The sequence below is a fragment of the Bradyrhizobium sp. 76 genome (assembly GCF_023073025.1).
Lineage (GTDB): Bacteria > Pseudomonadota > Alphaproteobacteria > Rhizobiales > Xanthobacteraceae > Bradyrhizobium.
Genome location: NZ_JADPIS010000035.1, coordinates 375,768 through 395,776, shown reverse-complemented (window position 1 = coordinate 395,776; position 20,009 = coordinate 375,768). Strand labels below are relative to the sequence as shown.

Annotated in this window: 14 protein-coding genes and 2 pseudogenes; 9 read left to right on the top strand and 7 right to left on the bottom strand. The window is 63.9% G+C overall.

Going from position 1 to position 20,009, the window contains the following annotated elements:
* Positions 1-2 precede the first annotated feature (2 nt).
* The 4 genes from soxX to IVB48_RS09605 are packed head-to-tail and all read right to left on the bottom strand — an operon-like array spanning position 3 to position 4,421.
* Positions 3-455, bottom strand: a complete 453-nt coding sequence (gene soxX / locus IVB48_RS09620) for a sulfur oxidation c-type cytochrome SoxX (protein WP_247399659.1) — start codon at positions 453-455, stop codon at positions 3-5.
* Complete coding sequence (locus IVB48_RS09615; RefSeq protein WP_247399657.1) at positions 448-1,719, bottom strand: NAD(P)/FAD-dependent oxidoreductase; 1,272 nt, start codon at positions 1,717-1,719, stop codon at positions 448-450. The genes soxX and IVB48_RS09615 overlap by 8 nt, the downstream gene beginning before the upstream one ends.
* A gap of 54 nt (positions 1,720-1,773) precedes the next feature.
* Positions 1,774-3,960, bottom strand: coding sequence for a molybdopterin cofactor-binding domain-containing protein (locus IVB48_RS09610; RefSeq protein ID WP_247399655.1), 2,187 nt, complete (start codon positions 3,958-3,960; stop codon positions 1,774-1,776).
* Positions 3,961-3,971: 11 nt separating this feature from the next.
* On the bottom strand, positions 3,972-4,421 hold the full coding sequence (locus IVB48_RS09605; protein WP_007594050.1) for a (2Fe-2S)-binding protein: 450 nt from the start codon (positions 4,419-4,421) through the stop codon (positions 3,972-3,974).
* Between the two features lie 256 nt (positions 4,422-4,677).
* Between IVB48_RS09605 and IVB48_RS09600 the strand changes: the two genes are divergently transcribed.
* On the top strand, positions 4,678-6,297 hold the full coding sequence (locus tag IVB48_RS09600; RefSeq protein ID WP_247399653.1) for a B12-binding domain-containing radical SAM protein: 1,620 nt from the start codon (positions 4,678-4,680) through the stop codon (positions 6,295-6,297).
* Positions 6,298-6,301: 4 nt separating this feature from the next.
* Here the strand turns inward: IVB48_RS09600 and IVB48_RS09595 are convergent, their stop codons facing one another.
* Positions 6,302-7,690, bottom strand: coding sequence for an MFS transporter (locus IVB48_RS09595; protein ID WP_247399651.1), 1,389 nt, complete (start codon positions 7,688-7,690; stop codon positions 6,302-6,304).
* A gap of 169 nt (positions 7,691-7,859) precedes the next feature.
* Here IVB48_RS09595 and IVB48_RS09590 point away from each other — a divergent pair.
* A pseudogene (locus IVB48_RS09590) lies at positions 7,860-8,922 on the top strand (isocitrate/isopropylmalate family dehydrogenase).
* A 240-nt stretch (positions 8,923-9,162) separates the two neighbouring features.
* The gene (locus tag IVB48_RS09585; protein WP_247399650.1) at positions 9,163-9,516 is read left to right on the top strand and encodes a UBP-type zinc finger domain-containing protein; all 354 of its coding nucleotides are present in this window, start codon (positions 9,163-9,165) and stop codon (positions 9,514-9,516) included.
* A gap of 111 nt (positions 9,517-9,627) precedes the next feature.
* On the opposite strand, the gene IVB48_RS09580 is transcribed toward IVB48_RS09585, so the two are convergent.
* On the bottom strand, positions 9,628-10,371 hold the full coding sequence (locus tag IVB48_RS09580; protein WP_247399649.1) for an SDR family oxidoreductase: 744 nt from the start codon (positions 10,369-10,371) through the stop codon (positions 9,628-9,630).
* A 162-nt stretch (positions 10,372-10,533) separates the two neighbouring features.
* Between IVB48_RS09580 and IVB48_RS09575 the strand changes: the two genes are divergently transcribed.
* The 5 genes and pseudogenes from IVB48_RS09575 (at position 10,534) to IVB48_RS09555 (ending at position 16,672) form a co-directional block, all read left to right on the top strand.
* On the top strand, positions 10,534-11,304 hold the full coding sequence (locus IVB48_RS09575; protein WP_247399648.1) for a methyltransferase domain-containing protein: 771 nt from the start codon (positions 10,534-10,536) through the stop codon (positions 11,302-11,304).
* 184 nt (positions 11,305-11,488) lie between these two features.
* Positions 11,489-12,490 (top strand): DctP family TRAP transporter solute-binding subunit, encoded by a 1,002-nt coding sequence (locus IVB48_RS09570; RefSeq protein ID WP_247399647.1) that lies wholly within the window; start codon positions 11,489-11,491, stop codon positions 12,488-12,490.
* 67 nt (positions 12,491-12,557) lie between these two features.
* A pseudogene (locus tag IVB48_RS41310) lies at positions 12,558-13,118 on the top strand (TRAP transporter small permease); the annotation flags it as partial.
* A 219-nt stretch (positions 13,119-13,337) separates the two neighbouring features.
* Positions 13,338-14,618 (top strand): TRAP transporter large permease subunit, encoded by a 1,281-nt coding sequence (locus IVB48_RS41305; RefSeq protein ID WP_245287869.1) that lies wholly within the window; start codon positions 13,338-13,340, stop codon positions 14,616-14,618.
* Between the two features lie 122 nt (positions 14,619-14,740).
* Positions 14,741-16,672 (top strand): alkyl sulfatase dimerization domain-containing protein, encoded by a 1,932-nt coding sequence (locus IVB48_RS09555; RefSeq protein ID WP_247399646.1) that lies wholly within the window; start codon positions 14,741-14,743, stop codon positions 16,670-16,672.
* A 184-nt stretch (positions 16,673-16,856) separates the two neighbouring features.
* On the opposite strand, the gene IVB48_RS09550 is transcribed toward IVB48_RS09555, so the two are convergent.
* The gene (locus IVB48_RS09550; protein WP_247399645.1) at positions 16,857-17,927 is read right to left on the bottom strand and encodes a glycosyltransferase family 4 protein; all 1,071 of its coding nucleotides are present in this window, start codon (positions 17,925-17,927) and stop codon (positions 16,857-16,859) included.
* 277 nt (positions 17,928-18,204) lie between these two features.
* Between IVB48_RS09550 and IVB48_RS09545 the strand changes: the two genes are divergently transcribed.
* Positions 18,205-19,968, top strand: a complete 1,764-nt coding sequence (locus tag IVB48_RS09545) for an ABC transporter ATP-binding protein (RefSeq protein ID WP_247399644.1) — start codon at positions 18,205-18,207, stop codon at positions 19,966-19,968.
* Positions 19,969-20,009 lie beyond the last annotated feature (41 nt).

The following is a 20,009-nucleotide window of genomic DNA, read 5'->3' as shown; positions in this document are numbered from 1 at the left end:
CCCTAGTCCCGAAGCGTTGCAATAAAAGCCACGATGTCCTCGATCTCGGCGGCGGACAAGATCGGTTTGCCGACGAAATTTCGCCCGACCCGCACGAGGTGATCGGTGCGATAATAGGACGGCATGATGGTCTCCGGGTTGAAGCGCGTCGCATCGACCAGTCGAAGCCGCAACTGGCTCACCGTCCAGCGGTTCCCTGCACCCGAGAGGTCAGGCGCGAGGTTGCCCTGGAACCGGGTCTCCGGAAAGGGGCCGGAATGGCACAGGATACAAGTCGTCGTGCGCGCGAGCACCAGAGCGCGCCCGCGCGCGGCATCGCCGGGCGCGCCGGTGAGCGATTCCGCGATGCCGTCGCCGACGACGTTGTAGGGCCGGAGTTGCTCGGCTCCTGCATAGCAGGCGAAGGCGATACTGGCGGCGGTCAGCGCTGCGATATGGGCCGATGTTCTAGCCAAAGGTGTCCGCCGTGATGGTTTGAAACCAGCGCTCGGCTTCGGTTGCCTCGCGGGCGCGCAATTCGCGCGGCGCATCCACCGGGCTGGTCGCGCCGCCCTCGACCTCGGCGAAGATGTCGCCCCTGGGCTGGTAATTGCCCGCGAGTGAAAAGCCGTAGCCGGGTGCGACAATGTTGTAGCAGACGCCTGTCAATCGCGGCGTTTCTGGTGCGCGGCCGGCAAGGAGGCTCACGATCGCGGAAGCGCAGGCCTTGCCCTGTGCGCTTGCCGCGGATGCCGATTTGGGAATGCCCCCGCCGAGGCAGGCATCGCCGATGACGTGGATGTTCTGGACAAGTTTCGATTCGAAGGTGACGGGATCGATCGGGCACCAGCCGGTGGCATCTGTAGCCCCCGCGATCTCGGCGATGCGTCCCGCTCGCTGCGGCGGGATGACGTTGGCGACATCAGGCGTGTAGTTGCCGAATTCGGTGACGATAGTCCTTGTCGCGGGATCGACCGAGGTCACACGGCCGCCTTGCGACAGCCCGATGCGTTCGATCATGTCGCCGTAAAGCTCCTTCCACGCCTTCTCGAACAGTCGCTGCTGGGAGAAATTGTCCTTGGCATCGAGGATCAACACTTTCGAGCGCGGCTTCTTGGTTTTCAAGTAATGCGCGATCTGGCTGGCGCGCTCGTAAGGTGCCGGCGGACAGCGCGAGGGATTCGCGGGGATCGCAATCGCGACGGTGCCGCCGTCCGGCATGGCTTCCAGCTGCCGGCGCAATAGCAGCGTCTGCGCGCCGGCCTTCCAGGCGTGCGGCATTTTTTCCGATGCGGCTTCGTCGTAGCCAGGCAGAGCGTCGAAATGGAAGTCGATGCCGGGGGAGAGGACGAGACGATCATAGGGCAACGCAACGCCATCGGCCGTCACCACGCTGCGCAGTTGCGGCTCGATTGTGGTCACGGCCTGGCTGATCACGGTGACGCCTTCGGCACCGAGCCTGTCATAGCCAAATTGCTGAGCTTCGATGTCGCGCAGGCCGGCAATTACCTCGTTGCTGAAGGGGCAGGAGGTGAAGACCGCATTGGGTTCGATCAGGATGACTTGCAAGTTTGCCTGCGCGCGCTTCAGCGCGCGGGCGCAAGCGGCGCCGCCAAAGCCGCCGCCGACCACGACAACGCGCCCCGTCGATTGCGCGCGCAGGACGGAGGGGACGGCGAGCGATGTTGCCGCGGCGGTGATGCCGATGACGGCATTCCGCCGTGTCACCGGCCTATTCATGGATATTATCCGGAAAGTGGGCCGGGGCGGCAGTTACGACCGCCCCGGCGTTTCTCAGGCGAAGGTGATGTTCTGATCGCGTAACGGCACCGAGCGGATGCGTTTGCCCGTCGCCGCGAAGTATGCGTTGAGCACCGCCGGTGCCGCGACGCCGATGGTCGGCTCGCCGACACCGCCCCAGAACCCGCCGCTCGGCACCATCACCGATTCGACCTTCGGCATCTCGTTGATGCGCATCGAATTGTAGGTGTCGAAGTTGGTCTGCTCGATCTTGCCGTCCTTGACGGTGCAGCCGCCGTAGAACAAGGCACTAAGGCCATAGACGAAGGAGCCTGCGATCTGTCGGTCCACCTGCGCCGGATTGACGACGTAGCCGGGATCGGTGGATGCGACGATACGATGCACCTTGATCTTGTTGCCGTCGGTCACCGAGATTTCGGCGGCGCCGGCGACATAGCTGCCATAGCCCATCACCTGCGCGATGCCGCGATAGATGCCCTGCGGCGCCGGGGTGCTCCAGCCGATCTTCTCGGCCACGGCGTTGAGCACCGCCAGATGCTTGGGATGATTGCCCATCAGCTTGCGGCGGAATTCGAGCGGGTCCTGGCCTGCGGCCTGGGCCAGCTCGTCCATGAAGCATTCCATGTAGATCGCGTTGTGATTGACGTTGACGCCGCGCCAGAAGCCCGGCGGAACGTGCGGGTTGCGCATCGCATGCTCGACCAGGAGGTTTGGCACGGAGTAACCGAACGCGGCTTCGCCGGACTGGGCGACGCCCTGGAACGCGGCCGGATCCATGCCGTTCTGCAGCGCTTCGGGGCGGAGCGAGAACAGGATCGATTGCCCGGATAGGCGATAGTGCAGCGCGACCAGATTGTTGTCCGCATCGAACGCGCCGGTCATTTTGCACTGGGTGATCGGGTGATATCGGCCGTGCGCCATGTCCTCTTCGCGCGACCACAACAGCTTGATCGGCGTGCCCGGCATCTCCTTGGCGATCAACACGGCTTGGCGGACATAGTCGGTCTGGCCGCGCCGGCCGAAGCCGCCGCCGGGCATCACCTTGTGCACGTCGCACTTCTCCGCCGGCAGGCCCGACGCTTCCAACGTGGCCGCGAAGGCCGCCTCGCCATTCTGCGTGCCGCACCAGACCTCGCATTTGTCCGCCGTGTAGAGCGCCGTGGCGTTCATCGGCTCCATGGTGGCGTGGTTCTGGTAGGGATAGCTGTAGACGGCCTCGATCTTCTTGGCGGCACCGGCAATCGCCGCCTTCGCGTCGCCGTTCTTGTTGCCGACATAGGCCGGCTGCCCGTTGTCGAGACCCTCGGTCAGCCATTTCGCGATCGACTCGCTCGAGACCTTGGCGTTGTCGCCCTCGTCCCAGACGATCGGCAGCGCCTCCAGCGCGGTCTTGGCGTGCCACCAGGTGTCGGCAACGACCGCGACCGCGGTGTCGCCGACCTTGACGACCTTTTTGACGCCTTTCATGCCGGTGATCTTGGCTTCGTCATAGCTCTTCAGCTTGCCGCCGAACACCGGGCAGTCCTTGATCGCGGCGTTCAGCATGCCCGGCAGCTTGACGTCGATGCCGTAGATCATGGTGCCGGTGGTCTTCTCGGCGGTGTCCAGCCGCTTCACGCCCTTGCCGATCAGCTTCCAGTCCTTGGGGTCCTTAAGCTTGACGTCGGCCGGTGGCGTCAACTTGGCCGCGGCCTCGGCCACCTTGCCGTAGGTGGTGGTCTTGCCGGACGGCGTGTGGGTGATGACGCTGTTCGCGACCGTGCATTCGGACGCCGGCACTTTCCACGCCTCGGCGGCAGCCTGGATCAGCATCACGCGCGCGGTGGCACCGCCCTTGCGGACATAGTCTTGCGAAGAGCGGATGCCGCGGCTGCCGCCGGTCGAGAAATCGCCCCAGACGCGCTTGCGGGCGACGCTCTGGCCCGGTGTCGGATATTCGGTCGAGACCTTCGACCAGTCGCATTCGAGTTCCTCGGCGACCAGCTGGGCAAGGCCGGTGAGCGAGCCCTGGCCCATTTCGGAGCGGGCGATGCGGATGACGACGGTGTCGTCGGGCCTGACCACGACCCAGGCGCCGATCTCGGGGGAGCCGTCGGCCGCGCGGACCACGGCGGGGCCGCCGAAGGGGAAATCGAGGCCGATTGCGAGACCCGCGCCGACCGCGGCGGTGCCGACGACGAAGGAACGGCGGTTCATCCTGGGAGAGACATGCTTGTTCATGTGGCGGCTCCTTACGCGCTTGCGATCGTGTGGATCGCTTCGCGCACCTGCTGGAAGGTGCCGCAGCGGCAGATATTGGTGATGGCCTCGTCGATGTCGGCGTCGGTCGGCTTCGGCTTCTCGCTCAGCAGCGCCGCCACCGCCATGATCATGCCGCTCTGGCAATAGCCGCATTGCGGAACATCCTGGGCGATCCAGGCTTCCTGCACCTTGTGCAGTGCGTTGCCGGAGGCGAGCCCTTCGATGGTCGTGATCTTCTTGCCTGCGGCCTCGCCAACTGAAACGCCGCAGGAGCGGGTGGCGACGCCGTCGATGTGAACGGTGCAGGCGCCGCATTGTGCAATGCCGCAGCCATATTTCGTGCCGGTCAGGCCGGCATTCTCGCGGATCGCCCACAGCAGGGGCGTATCCGGCTCGACGTCGAGCGTGAAGGTTTTTCCGTTGATTGTTAGGTTTGCCATCGCAGTCCCCTGATTGGTCCGATCCACCGACTGGACTCAGCGGCGCAATGTGTCCGGCAAATTGGAAACGTTCAAATCAATAGTCCGAGGGGTAGCCGCCGGAGATTTCCTCCCGGCCGGCTCTGGGCACGGCTTGGGGCGACGTTTACCGGCTTCTGCGCCGCCCCATTGGAACCGAGAGCGACAGTTTGTCCCTTTTGCCGGGGTGCAAGTCGACAATGCTCTGCTACAGTGGAATCAGCCAAAAAGGGGTTCCATGAACGTATCGCAGCCTTGCAAAGTCCTGATGCTCTATCCGCTGTTCTCGGCAGAGTCCTTCTGGAGCTTTGGCGAATCCTGCAAAGTGTTGGGCGTGAAGCGCCCCGCAGCCCCTTTGGGGCTGATCACCGTTGCCGCGATGCTGCCCGAGAGCTGGACGGTCCGGCTGATCGATTGCAACACGGAATCCTTCAGCGACGAGGATCTTTCCTGGGCCGACGTCGTCTTCACCGGCGGAATGATGCCGCAGCAGGCCGACACGCTGCGCCTGATCGAAATTTGCCGTGCCGCGGGCAAGCCGGTGGTCGTCGGCGGTCCCGATCCCACCTCGAGCCCCCATATCTATGAGAGGGCCGACTACCAGGTGCTCGGAGAGGCCGAAAGCGTTCTCCACGAATTCGTCGCGGCCTGGGACAGTGGCGCACGCTCCGGCGTCTTCATCGCGCCGAAATTCCAGGCCGACGTCACCAAGACGCCGGTGCCGCGCTTCGACCTGCTCAAGTTCGAGGACTACCTTTATCTCGGTGTGCAGTATTCCCGCGGCTGCCCGTTCACCTGCGAGTTCTGCGACATCATCGAGCTCTATGGCCGGGTGCCGCGAACCAAGACGAACGAGCAGATGTTGGTCGAGCTCGACAGGCTCTACGCCATGGGCTACCGCGGCCATCTCGACTTCGTCGACGACAACTTCATCGGCAACAAGAAGTCGCTCCGGCTGTTCCTGCCCCAGCTGGCCGAATGGCAGCGTGCCCACGGCTATCCCTTCGAATTGTCCACTGAAGCCTCTGTCAATTTGGCCGACGATCCCGAGCTATTGGACCTGATGGGCCAGGCGAATTTCTTCGCCATCTTCGTCGGTATCGAAAGTCCGGATCCCGCGACGCTGGTCGCGATGCGGAAGAAGCAGAACACGCGGCGCAACATCGCCGAGAGCATCCACAAGATCTACGCCGCGGGCATGCTTGTCACCGCGGGTTTCATCGTCGGCTTCGACAATGAGAAGCTCTCGATGGCTGATGCCATGATCGACTTCATCGAAGAGGCGGCGATCCCGGTCAGCATGGTCGGCCTGCTCTATGCCTTGCCGAACACCCAGCTGACGCGCCGCCTGGAGCGCGAAGGCCGGCTGCATCCGGGCCATGACCTGGCGCCGACCATCGGCGCGGATCAGTGCACCGCCGGGATCAACTTCGATCCGGTGCGTCCATTGCGCGACATCCTGACGGACTACAAGCGCGTGCTGGAGCACATCTACAGCCCGGCGGCCTATGCAAGGCGCATCGACCGTCTGATGACGCTGCTCGACCGCTCTCGCCAGCGCCAGGAGCTCGCGGAAGGCGATATCCGCGCCCGGATCGGCGCGATGGAAACGGTGCACAAGGTCGTCACAGCCCTTCCCGAGGCGCGCGGGCCGCTGTGGCAGACCTTCATGAACTGCGCCAAGCGCGACACCACGTCGGCGCGGATTGCCGTGCAGATGATCGCCGCCTATGCGCATCTCGGGCCGTTCTCGCGCAAGGTCATCGCTGCCATCGATACGCGCCTCGCCGCACTCGACGAGGAGACGGTCATTCCGGTCGCGACCGTCGAGGTGACGGTGGCCCGATATCTGGCCTGACGGTCTACTTCACCGTCAGCCGCAAAAAGCTCATCACGCTGCCGAGTGCCGCGAACCCGGCGCCGAGTGCCAAGGCCACGACCGCGCCGTCGTGACCGGCGAGCGAGAAGCAGGCTGCGGCGAGCGCCGCCCCCGTCGTCTGCCCCGTCAGGCGCGCGGTGGCGACGATGCCCGAGGCGCTGCCGCTGCGATGCGGTGGCGCGCTCGACATCACCGCCTTCATGTTCGGTGCCTGGAAGAAGCCGAAGCCCATGCCGCAGATCACCATCCGCCAGATGATGTCGGGAATCGCAGGATTGGCCGGCAGCATCGCGAGCAGCGCCATGCCGAGGCCGAGCAGCACGAGGCCGATGCCGCCGAGCAGTCCGACCGCGTGCCGGTCGGAGAGGCGCCCGGCGATCGGCGCCATGATGCCGACCACCAGCGGCCACGGCGTCATGAAGAATCCGGTCTCGACCTGCGAACGCCCCAGCACGTCCTCGAAATAGAACGGCAGCGAGACGAAGGCGAGGCCCTGCACCGCAAAGGAACACACCGCCGTCGCCGCCGACAGCGCGAACATCGGCCGGCTGAACAGGTCGATCGGCAGCATCGGCGCCGGATGGTCGGCGTGCCGGCGCGTCAGGATGAAGCCAAGCGCAAGGGCCGTGACCAGCTCGATGCCCACGACCACCGGTGAGAGATTATGCGCAGCACTGCCGATGCCCGTGATGAACAGCCCGAGACAGGCCGACGCCAGGGCCGCGCCGAGAAAGTCAAAGCCGTGATCGGCGCGCGGCGTCTTCGGCAGCATCGCAAATCCGATGCCGATCGCGACGAGGCCGAACGGGATGTTGACGGCGAACAACCAAGGCCACGGGCCGACCGCGAGGATGGCGGAGGCGATCGAGGGACCGAAGGTGAAGGCGGTCGCGACCACCAGCGCGTTATGGCCGAAGCCGCGGCCGAGCATCCGGCCGGGATAGACGAAGCGCACCAGCGCCGTGTTGACGCTCATGATGCCGCTCGCACCCAGCCCTTGCAGCGTGCGCGCAACCAGCAGGCTCTCCAGCGACCAGGCCACCGCGCAGAACAGCGAGGCGATGGTGAACAGGATCAGGCCGCCAAGATAGATGCGCTGGTGCCCGACGATCTCGCCGAGTGCTCCCAGCGGCAGCAGCGTCGCCACCAGCGCGATCTGGTAGACGTTGACCACCCACACCGATTGCTCCGGGCTGACATGCAGGTCGCCGGCAATGGCGGGCAGCGCGATGTTGGCGATCGCGGTGTCGAGCGAGGCCATCGCCAGCGCGGTGAAGATCGCCGCAATGGCCCAGCGCCGCTGTGCGGCTGGAAGGCCGTCGGAAATGGTGTGGTCGGGCTCGCGCGCGCCGGCAGGTAACGTGATTGTCATTGCGTGGGCGCGTGGCTCCGGCGGCCGGCTACAGGGGACTTGGCATGTACTACGGCGCGGCCGCCTTCCACAGGCATATGCTTGCATGCTGTGTATGCGCGAAGGCTGGGCGATGATATCGGGCGCCGGCGTATGATCGCGCGAACTGCTGCAATCTCGGGGGACCGCCATGCACATCGTCGTTTTGCCCGGTGACGGCATCGGGCCCGAGATCACGACCGCGACATCAGGCGTGTTGCGCGCGGCCTCCGAACGCTTCCAGCTCGATCTGCGCCTGGAGGAGCACGCAGTCGGGCATGCGAGCCTGAAACAATTTGGCACGACCGTGCGCCCCGAGCTGCTCGACATCGTCCGCGCCGCCGACGGCCTGGTGCTCGGGCCGACCGCGACTTTCGACTTCAAGGACGAGGCCCATGGCGAGATCAACCCGTCGCGGCATTTTCGCAAGAACCTCGACCTCTACGCCAATGTCCGGCCGGCACGCACCTATGCGGGGCTGTCCGGCCGGGTCGGCGATTTCGACCTCGTCGTGGTGCGCGAGAACACGGAAGGGTTTTACGCCGACCGCAACATGGAGCAGGGCAATGGCGAGATGCTGGTCACATCGGACGTCGTGATCGCGCTGCGCCGGATCACGCGCCTTTGCTGCGAGCGCATAGCGCATGCGGCGTGCCGGCTGGCAATGAAGCGGCGCAAGCATCTCACCATCGTGCACAAGGCCAATGTGCTCAAGCTCGGTGACGGCATGTTCCTCGATATCTGCCGCGAGGCGGCGAAGGCCTATCCCGGCCTTGGGGTCGACGACATCCTCGTCGACGCGATGATGGCGCATGTGGTGCGCAACCCCGACCGCTTCGACGTCATCGTCGCCACCAACATTGTTTGGCGACATCCTGTCCGATCTCACCGCCGAGCTCTCCGGCAGCCTCGGGCTCGGCGGCTCGCTCAATGTCGGCGACAGCCACGCCATGGCGCAGGCCGCGCATGGCTCGGCGCCTGACATAGCCGGACAGGACGTTGCCAATCCGGTCTCGCTGATCCTGTCCACGGCGCTGCTGCTCGGATGGCACGGCGAGAACAGCGGCGCGGTGCGTTACGAGGAAGCCGCACGTGCGATCGAGGCGGCGGTCGCGAAGGCGATCGGCGAGGGCAGGGCGACACGCGACGTCGGCGGCAAGCTCGGCACGATCGCAGCGGGGGCCGCGATCGCGGAGATCCTGCAGGCGGGGTGAGTGGTCACGCGGGGGCTTGCGAGGTTTTTTTGAGGGCCCGAAACAAAAAACGCGAAAACAACCCCATGCAAAGTAGAGCGCCCCTTGATCAATAAGGGATTTTCGAACCGCGTCACGACGACATTCGCCGCCGCCATGACGTTGACCCGTCGGGCAAAACACTGGCAAAATGCGATCGTGGCGGAGATCGCGGCGTGAATGCATCGGTGGTGGCCGCGGGCAATTTCGGTGAGCTGACCTATGAAGTCTGAGAGGGGTGGCATCAATCTCGCGGCCAAACCAAGCAAAACGGGGTGCGTGGAATGCTCGGCTGCGGGCGGGTGGTGGTTTCACCTTCGCAGATGTGTCGAATGCGGTCACATCGGCTGCTGTGATGCGTCACCAAATCAGCACGCAACGAAACACAGCGCGGCGACAGGTCATCCGATCATCACGAGCTTCGAGCCGGGCGAACGATGGTTTTACGACTATCGCACGGGAGAGGCTTTCGCCGGCCCGAAGCTTCAAGGTCCTCACGCGCATCCGTTGGATCAGCCGGTGCCCGGACCGGACGGCGCGGTGCCTCCAGACTGGCAAACGCTGCTGCATGAGTAAGGCGGTAGGCCGTAGGATGGGTAGAGCATTTGCGAAACCCATCAGGTTTCACGTCGTATGCTGTCGATGGGTTTCGCTGCGCTCTACCCATCCTACGAAGTCCAATCGGTTCTAGAACTGATACCTCCGCAGCCCCCCATCCACCGGGATCACCGTGCCCGTGATGTACCGCGCCACCGGTGACGCCAAGAACACCGCCAACGCCGCTAGGTCCTCTGGCTCGCCCCAATAGCCAACGGGAATCTCTTCCTCTGCGAACCGCTCGCGATAATCAGGCGCGTAGTTGCGGCGGATCTGTTCGCTCATGATGCGGCCGGGCGGGATGCAGTTGATGGTGATGCCGTGCTCGCCGATCTCGCGCGACAGGCCCTTGGCCCAGGCGTGCACGGCGGCTTTGGCGGCGAACGCGGCGTTGAGGCCTTCCGGCTCTGACTTGCCGGTGATGTTGACGATGCGGCCCCATTTGCGCTCGATCATCTGCGGCAGCAGCGCATGCGCGATGCGGCGATAGCTGGTGAAATTCAGCGCGATCGCCTCGTCCCATTGGCTGTCGGGGGCATCGACGGGGAGGGGGCGACTGCCACCGGCATTGTTGATGAGGATGTCGACATGGCCGAGCTCTTTGAGCGCGAAGGCCGAAATCTTCTCGGCCGCGTCCTTGGCCATCACGTCCTGCTCGAAGGGCGTGATCAGACCGGAGCCGACTTCTTTCACCAGCTCGGCGAGCAGGTCGGTCCGCCGTGCCACGCCGACGACGCGCACGCCTTCGGCAGCCAAGCCCTTGGCGATGGCACGGCCGATGCCGACGCTGGCTCCGGTGACGACGGCGGTTTTCGATGTGAGCCCAAGATCCATGGTGACACGCCCTCTTGTTCGCTTTTCTGCTTGTCGCTGGGCCGTTCGTTTTTCTGTTCGTTTCCTGCCCTGTCCCCGTTAGCCTGATTTGCCCGACCGGGACGAGCAGTGGTAACCAAGAGCCGCGTTGAAGGAAACACGAAAAAGAAAAGGCGCCGAGCGATGGTCTGGGATCCGCAGCAATATCTGAAATTCTCCGGCCACCGGCTCCGGCCCGCCGTCGACCTCTTGATGCGGATTCCGGATTCTGGTCCGCGTGCGGTTGCCGATCTCGGCGCCGGCGCCGGCAACGTCACCAAGCTGATCAAGGAGCGTTGGCCGGACGCGACGGTGACCGGTGTCGAGGGTTCGGCCGAGATGGTCGCCGCCGGCCGCAAGGCGGCGCCGGATGTGGAATGGTCACACGAGGATCTCGGCCACTGGCGCCCGACGAAGCAGTATGACGTCGTCTATTCCAATGCCGCACTGCACTGGCTGCCCAATCATGCGGCCCTGTTTCCATCGATCATGGAGAAGGTGACGCCCGGCGGAATGCTCGCTGTGCAGATGCCGCGCAACTTTCTGGCTCCGTCGCATGTGCTGATCGGCGAGACCGCGCTGAACGGTCCCTGGCGTTCCAAGGTCGAGCATCTCGTCACGCCGCCGCCGGTCGAAGCGCCGGCCTATTATCACGGTCTTCTTGCTCCGATGTCGGCCAATATCGACATCTGGGAGACCGAATATCTGCAGGTGCTGGAAGGCGAGAATCCCGTGAAGGAATGGACCAAGGGGACCTGGCTGACGCGCTATCTCGACATCTTGCAGGGCGACGAGAAGGCCGCGTTCGAAGCCGCCTATGGGATGCGGGTGGCGAAAGCCTATCCGAAGAACGCCGCGGGACAGACGCTGTTTCCGTTCCGGCGTCTGTTCATGGTTGTCCAGCGCAACGGCTGATCGCACTGCCGCAATGCGACATAAGCGCTCGCTTCGGGAACGGCAGCAGGAGCCGGGTTGCGCAAGATAGCTTGGCTGCGGCAAATTGGGCTTAGGTCTAGTTGTTCGGGTGGCGGATTGCTGTCAGTACTGAAATCGGAAAACAAAAAAGACCCGGTTTTAGAGGTTGTTGGGAGGTTCGTTCATGCGCAAGCTGCTTCTTGCGGTCGCGGCCGCAGCCATTCTCGTGATGCCCACCGTTGTCGAGGCCCAGAGCCCGATCGTCATCAAATTCAGCCACGTCGTCGCCAACGACACTCCCAAGGGCAAGGGCGCCCTGAAGTTCAAGGAACTTGCGGAGAAGTACACCGACGGCAAGGTCAAGGTCGAAATCTACCCGAACTCCACGCTGTACAAGGACAAGGAGGAGATCGAGGCGCTGCAGCTCGGCTCGGTGCACATGCTCGCCCCTTCGACCGCGAAGTTCGCCCCGCTCGGTATCAAGGAGTTCGAGGCGCTCGACCTGCCCTGGCTGTTCAAGGACGACCAGACCTATTCCAACGCGATGAAGGGCACGATCGGCAAGTGGCTGTTCGATAAGCTGGAGACCAAGGGCATCACCGGGCTCGCTTATTGGGACAACGGCTTCCACATGCTCTCCGCCAACCGTGCCCTGATGAAGCCGGCCGATTTCCAGGGTCTCAAATTCCGCATCTCCGGATCGAAGGTCGCCGACCAATATCTCCGGATCATGGGTTCGATCCCCCAGATCATGGCGTTTTCCGAAGTCTACCAGGCTTTGCAGACGGGCGTAGTCGACGGCTGCGAGAACACCGCGTCCAACTACCTGACGCAGAAATTCTACGAGGTGCAGAAGGACATCACCGTGTCCTATCACGCGCACCTGCAATATGCCGTCATCGTCAACTCGAAATTCTGGTCCGGCCTGCCGCCCGATATCCGCGCCCAGCTCGAGAAGGCGATGAACGAGGCGACCGACTACACCAACCAGATCGCGCACCAGGAAAACGAGGACGCGCTGGCCGAGATCAAGAAGACGGGCAAGACCACGCTGCATTATCTGACTGACGCCGATCGCAAGGCGTGGCAGGAAGCGATGCAGCCGACCTACAAATGGGCAAAGGGGCGGGTTGGGCAGGAGGTGCTCGATCTCGTCGCCAAGGAACTCGACGTCAAGATGAACTGACGCCGGCGCGCTTTGAGAACAACCATGAACGGTCGGGGGTGATCGCACTCCCGGCCGTTGCTCTTGAATGATGAGCCAAGCTGAGGGGACCAAGTTGCTGCGTGCATTGAATCGTGTGCTCGATCATCTCGAGGAATGGCTAATCGCGACGATGATCGCGGCCGCGACATCGCTCATCTTCGTTGCCGTGCTGCACCGATATGGCGCCGGGCTGTCGATCGACATCGCCAAATGGGCGGAGGCGCGCAACCTGACCTTGCTGGCCGTCCCCGCGCGAGCCGCGTTCGTCTGGCTTGCCGCTCTCGACCTGTCCTGGGCGCAGGAACTCTGCATCTACATGTTCATCTGGATGGCGAAGTTCGGTGCGGCCTACGGCGTGCGCACCGGCATTCATGTCGGCGTCGACGTCCTGGTCAATGTCCTTCCCGGCGGATCGCGCCGCCGCGTCATCACGTTCGGCCTGATGTGCGGCGCCCTTTTTACCGCCATCGTGTGCTATTTCGGGGCCGCGTTCGTCAGCCAGATGTGGCAGACCGGCCAGCAATCCAACGATTTGGAAGCGCCGATGTGGCTGGTGTATCTCACCATCCCGCTCGGCTCCGGGCTGATGTGCTTCCGCTTCCTGCAGGTCGCATGGTCGTTCTATCGCACCGGCGAGTTGCCGCATCACGACATGGCCGGCGTCGAGGGCGTCGAAATAGACCCGGTCCATCCGGCCCCGGTCACGCGCAGTCAGGTCGTCCGCGACGAACGCAGCCCGCTTGGCTGGGTCCTGATGTTGTTGCCGGTCCTGATCGTGGCCGTGTGCTTCGCCCATTCGGCGCACGTGATCACGCTGCCGCAGGGCCTGCGTGTCGCCGTGGTTTTCGGCCTTCTGCTGTCGTTGATGCTCACGGGCATGCCGATCTCGATCGCGCTCGGCCTGACCGTGCTCAGCTTCATGTTCACGCTGACCGACGTGCGAACGGAATCGGTGGCGCTGAAGCTGTTCACCGGCATCGAGAGCTTCGAGATCATGGCGATCCCGTTCTTCATCCTTGCCGGCAACTTCCTGACCCATGGCGGCGTGGCGCGCCGGATGATCACATTCGCGACTTCGCTGGTCGGTCATTGGTACGGCGGCCTTGCGCTCTCGGGCGTGGTCGCCTGTGCGCTGTTCGCCGCGATTTCCGGCTCGTCGCCGGCCACCGTGGTGGCGATCGGATCGGTGATCCTGCCCGCGATGGTCGCGCAGGGATTTCCGAAGAGGTTCGGGGCGGGCGTGATCACGACCTCCGGCTCGCTGGGAATTCTCATTCCACCGTCGATTCCGATGGTTCTTTTTGCCGTCTCCACCAACACCTCCGTCGGCAAGCTGTTCATCGCCGGCATCGTGCCGGGACTCGTGCTCGCCATGCTGCTCGGCGCCACGACGTTCTATCGGGCCTGGCGTAACGACTATCCGAGGATGCCGAAAGCAACCCTCTACGAGCGCTTCGATGCGTTCCGCAAGTCGATCTGGGGTATCCTGCTGATCGTGATCGTGATCGGCGGCATCTACAGCGGCCTGTTCACACCGACCGAAGCTGCCGCCGTCAGCGCGGTGTACGCCTTCATCGTCGCCGTGTTCATCTACAAGGATCTGAAGCTGCGAGACGTGCCGCGGGTGCTGCTGTCGTCGGCAAATCTTTCGGCGATGCTGCTCTACATCATCACCAACGCCGTCCTGTTCTCGTTCCTGATGACTTACGAGAACGTGCCGCAAGCGCTCGCGCAGTGGATGATCGACCAGGGCCTCGGCTGGATCGGCTTCCTCCTCGTCGTCAATCTCCTGCTGCTGTTGGCCGGCAACGTGATGGAGCCGTCCTCGATCATCCTGATCATGGCGCCGATCCTGTTTCCGGTTGCGATCAAGCTCGGCATCGATCCGATCCATTTCGGCATCCTGATGACGGTGAACATGGAGGTCGGGCTGTGCCATCCGCCGGTCGGCCTCAATCTCTACGTCGCCTCGGGCATCGCCAAGATGGGTATCACCGAGCTCACGGTCGCGGTGTGGCCGTGGCTGCTGACGATGCTGGGATTCCTGGTGCTCGTGACCTACTGGCCGGGTCTGTCGCTGTGGCTGCCAAGATTGCTGGGCATGTAGCCCGCGAACACGCTGCATCCTCTCCACCTGTGGGCGCGGGGAAACGCATCACTCCGTCCCCACCATGGCAATCGACCGCGAGATGCGGTTAGATGCCGCACGCAGGCGGGGAGGAGATCAAGATGACGGACACGTCCAGCTACGAGCCGAAGGGCGCAACACCGTCCGTTATCGCGCAGCAAACGGCGATGCTGAATGCGTTGCCGTTCACCGACACGCGGGATTTCGACGATTCCGCGCGCGGCTTCCTCGGCACGGTCGAGAACGCGGAGATCACCAATCCGCAAGGGCGGACGGTCTGGAGCCTCAAGCCTTACGGCTTCCTGTCGACTGAAGAGGCGCCGGCCACGGTCAATCCGAGCCTGTGGCGGCAGTCGCGGCTCAACATGCAGCACGGCCTGTTCGAGGTCGTGCCCGGAATCTACCAGGTGCGCGGGCTCGACATCGCCAACATGACGCTGATCGAAGGCGACAGCGGCGTCATCGTCGTCGACACCCTGACCTCGATCGAGGGCGCGCGCGCCGCGCTCGAACTCTACTACAAGCATCGCGGCCAGCGACCGGTTGCGGCCGTGATCTTCACCCATACCCACACCGACCATTGGGGCGGCGCGCGCGGCGTGCTGGAGGAGGATGCACGCGCGACCGGCCGCGTGCCGGTCATCGCGCCGAACTTGTTCATTGAGCATGCCGTCTCCGAGAACATCATCGCGGGACCTGCGATGTTACGCCGGGCGCAGTACCAGTTCGGGCCGCTCCTCGCCAAGGGCGCGCGCGGGCAGGTCGACTGCGGCCTCGGCAAGTCGATGGCGGCAGGTTCGGTGGCGCTGCTGCGGCCGACCGATTTGATCATGGCGACCGGCGACCGGCGCGTGATCGACGGCGTCGAATTCGAATTCCAGATGGCGCCGAACAGCGAAGCGCCCGCGGAAATGCATTTCTTCATCCCGCGCTACAAGCTGTTGAACCTCGCCGAGAACTGCACCCACAACTTCCATAATCTGCTGCCGTTCCGCGGCGCCGACGTGCGCGACGCGCTGGCCTGGTCGAAATATCTGGGCGAGGCCTTGCAGCTCTGGGATGGCAAGGCGGAGGCGATGTGCGGCCAGCATCACTGGCCGGTGTGGGGACGCGAACGCATCGGCACGATGATCCGGCAGCAGCGCGACCTCTATAAGTTCGCGCATGACCAAACCATCCGCCTGATGAACCACGGTCTCACCGCGGCCGAGATCGCCGAGACGATCCAGCTGCCCGAGAGCCTGGAGGGCGCCTGGCACGGCCGCGGCTATTACGGCCACATTCGGCACAATGTGAAGGCGATCTATCAAAAGTACCTGGGCTGGTACGACGCCAATCCGGTCAATCTCGATCCGCTGCCGCCGGTTGAGTCGGGCAAGAAATATATGGAGTACATGGGCGGCGCCGACGCCATCCTCGCGCGGGCGCGTGCCGATTTCGACAAGGGCGAATTCCGCTTCGTGGCGCAGGCGCTCGGCCATCTCGTCTTTGCCGAGCCGGACAATCAGGCTGCGCGTGCGTTGCTCGCGGATACGCTGGAGCAGCTCGGCTACGCGGCTGAAAGCGCGACCTGGCGCAATGCCTATCTGTTCGGCGCGCAGGAATTGCGCCAGGGCATGCCGAAAGTGCCGGCGCGGCCGCCGATGCCGCGCGAGACGCTGGCGGCGTTGCGCACCTCACAGCTCTGGGACGTGCTCGGCATCCGCCTCAACGGACCGAAGGCGGAAGGAAAGCACATCGTGCTGAACTGGAGCTTTTCCGACACCGGCGAGACCTTCGTGCTCAATCTGGAGAACTGCGCGCTGACTTACACAGAGGGCATGCAGGCGGACAGCGCCGATGCCAGCTTCACGCTGGCGCGCTCGACGCTCGACGAGGTGATCGCAAAACTGACCAGCTTCCCGGAGGCCGTGGCCGCCGGCAAGGTCAAATTCGCCGGCAACCCGATGCGCCTCGCCGAGCTGATGGGCCTGATGGACGAATTCCCGCGCATGTTCGAGATCGTCGAGCCGAAGGGGGCGGTGGTGAGGTAGCGCTAAGCCTTCTTCCGTCATCGCGAGCGCAGCGAAGCAATCCAGAATCTCTCCGCGGGGACGGTCTGGATTGCTTCGCTGCGCTCGCAATGACGGTTGATAGAGAGGAGCGCGCCCCACAAATGTCGATGGCCGGGACATGCCCCGGCCATGACGGTCGCGATCGGATGGGCGCGTGCTCCTGCTACTCCGCGCTGCTCACCAGCTTGATCCGCGGCGCCTGTTCCTCGCCAAGGCTGCGATAGGCCGCGAGATAATCCAGCGCCATGCGCCGCGCCGTGAAGCGCGTCTCGAACTGCTTGCGGATGACGGAGCGGTCGAGTTGCGGCAGGCGGCCGACGACGCCGGCTGCGCTGAGGACGTCCTCGACGACGAAGCCGGTGAGGCCCTCGTCAATGATCTCCGGCACCGAGCCGCGGTTGAAGGCGATGACCGGCGTTCCGCAGGCCATCGCTTCGATCATCACAAGGCCAAACGGCTCCGGCCAGTCGATCGGCAGCAAAAGGCCCAGCGCGCCGCTCAAGAAGTCCGACTTCTCGTGATCGCTGATCTCGCCGATGAATTCCACCAGCGGATTGTTCTCGATCATCGGCCGGATCAGCTCGTCATAGTAATCCTGGTCGGCACGATCGACCTTGGCTGCGATCTTGAGCGGAATGCCGCAATGCGTCGCGATCTTGATGGCGCGATCGACGCCCTTTTCCGGCGCGATACGGCCGAGCACGGCGAGGTATTCCTGCTTCGCCTGCTTCGGCGTCAGCAGATTCTCGGGCAGGCCGTGGTGGATCGTCCTCACCCAGTTCGCCTGCGGCACCGGCCGGCGCTGCGCGTTCGAAATCGAGACGACGGGGACCTTCGAGAAGGTATTGAAAACCGGTTGATGCTCCGGCAGATCGAGCCGGCCGTGCAGCGTGGTCAGGAACGGCGTCGGCTGCCGGTAGAACAGCGACCACGGATAATAATCGAGATGGAAATGGAGGAAGTCGAACTCCTCGTCGTCACATTTCTGCCGCACCCGCTCCAGCATCACCATGTGCAGAGCATTGGGATCGCGCACGGAACCGTCGAGGCGGAGCGCCCGCGGCCATAACGCGTCCAGCTTCGCCGAGGTTTGCGAATCGCCGCTGGCGAACAGCGTCACGTCGTGGCCAAGAGCCACCAGCTCTTCCGTCAACCAGTGCACCACCCGCTCGGTGCCGCCATAAAGCTTGGGTGGAACTGCCTCCGTCAACGGAGCAACCTGCGCGATGCGCATCTCACCATCTCCTCTGTGCGATCATGATTGTAGAAAGCCCCCGCCTGTTCAGCACCGGCATGCCAATCAAGGGAACGTTCCCGCACTTGCGAAGTTCCTCCTTCCGAACGTTACTTATTCGACACGTCGGATGCTCGTCGCGATGCTGCCATCACATCATCGCAGAACGCCCGCATCCGGATGTCGTGATCAGTGTGCCCGGGAACCGAGGCGAAGTGGTCGATGTTCAGTCGACTAACAGAAAAATTGAAAACATCACGACGGGGTCGATAATCACATGGATCATCTTTCTGGGTATGCGCACCGGCCGTTTGCCTTTGTTTTGCGCTATCTTCGGCGTCGGCTCGCGTCGCATCTCGTGATCCTGACCGCAGTCGTCGCGGCCGTTGCCTGCTCCGTAGGCACGCAGTATGGGGTCAAATCCCTTGTCGACAGTCTGTCGGCCGGCGCTGCGCATGGTGGGAGCGTATGGCTGGCATTCATTTTCCTCATGACGCTGATCGCCGCCGACAATTTCCTTTGGCGGATCGCGAGCTGGACGGCCAGCTTCACCTTCGTGCGTGTCACGGGTGATCTGCGCCGTGACATCTTTCGTCATCTGACCGGCCACGCGCCGAGCTACTTCTCCGACCGCATGCCCGGCATGCTGACGAGCCGCATCACCGCGACGTCGAATGCGGTGTTCACGGTCGAGAACATGTTCGTATGGAATGTGCTGCCGCCGTGCATCGCAACGGTTGCGGCCATCGCGCTGATTGGAACCGTCAGTCCCTACATGGCGCTCGGCCTGATCGTGATCGCCGGTGGCATGGTGCTTGCGATGTTCCGCCTCGCCGCCGCAGGAAAACCGCTGCATGACGACTTCGCCGACAAGGCCGCCGTCGTCGACGGTGAGATGATCGACGTCATCAGCAACATGCCGCTGGTGCGCGCCTTCTGCGGCATCGGGCACGAGCATGAGCGGTTCGACGCGACTGTGAACCGGGAGCTCACCGCACGCGGCCGCAGCCTGCGCTATCTGGAGAAGCTGCGGCTTATCCATGCCGGCGTCACTGTCGTGCTCACGATCGCCCTGATGGCCTGGGCGATCATGCTCTGGCAGGATGGCCGGGCGACCACCGGCGACGTCGTGCTGGTCTGCACCCTCGGTCTCTCCATTTTGAATGCGACGCGCGATCTCGCGGTGGCGCTGGTCGACGTCACCCAGCACGTTGCCCGTCTGACAGAGGCGATTGCCACGCTGCTGGTGCCGCATGAATTGCGCGACCACCCCGAGGCCGAGCCGCTGGTGAAGAGCGGCGCCGCGATCGCTTTCAACAATGTCACCTTCGGATATCCCGGGGCTGAAAAGATCTTCGAGCGCTTCAGCCTGCGCCTGCAACCCGGCCAGCGCGTCGGCCTGGTGGGCCAGTCCGGCGGCGGCAAGTCGACGTTGTTCACGCTGCTGCAGCGCTTCTACGATACCGACGAGGGCAGCATCACCATCGACGGCCAGGATATTTCCAAGGTGACGCAGCTGAGCCTGCGCGAGGCGATCTCGGTCGTGCCGCAGGACATCTCGTTATTCCACCGCTCGATTCGCGAGAACATCCGCTATGGTCGCCCGAACGCGACCGACGACGAGGTGCTGCGGGCGGCGATTGCGGCGCGCTGCGACTTCATCGACAGCTTGCCGGAAGGTTTGGACACCATGGTCGGCGACCGCGGCGTCAAGATGTCCGGCGGTCAGCGCCAGCGCATCGCAATTGCGCGCGCCTTCCTGAAGGACGCGCCGATCCTGCTGCTGGACGAGGCGACCGCCGCGCTCGACAGCGAATCCGAGGAGGCGATCCGCGAGGCGTTGTCGCGGCTGATGCGCGGCCGCACGGTCATCGCGATCGCGCATCGTCTCGCTACCCTGCGCAATTTCGATCGCGTGGTCGTGTTGAGGGGTGGTAAGATCATCGAGGACGGGTCGCCCGAGCGTCTGATGCAGGGCCACGGGCCCTATCGTGAGCTGGTCACGCAGGAAATGAGCCGGCTCGCCCAGGCCGCCGCGTAAACCAACAGTCGCGTTCGAGTCGGTTGCGTTGTCGAAACAAG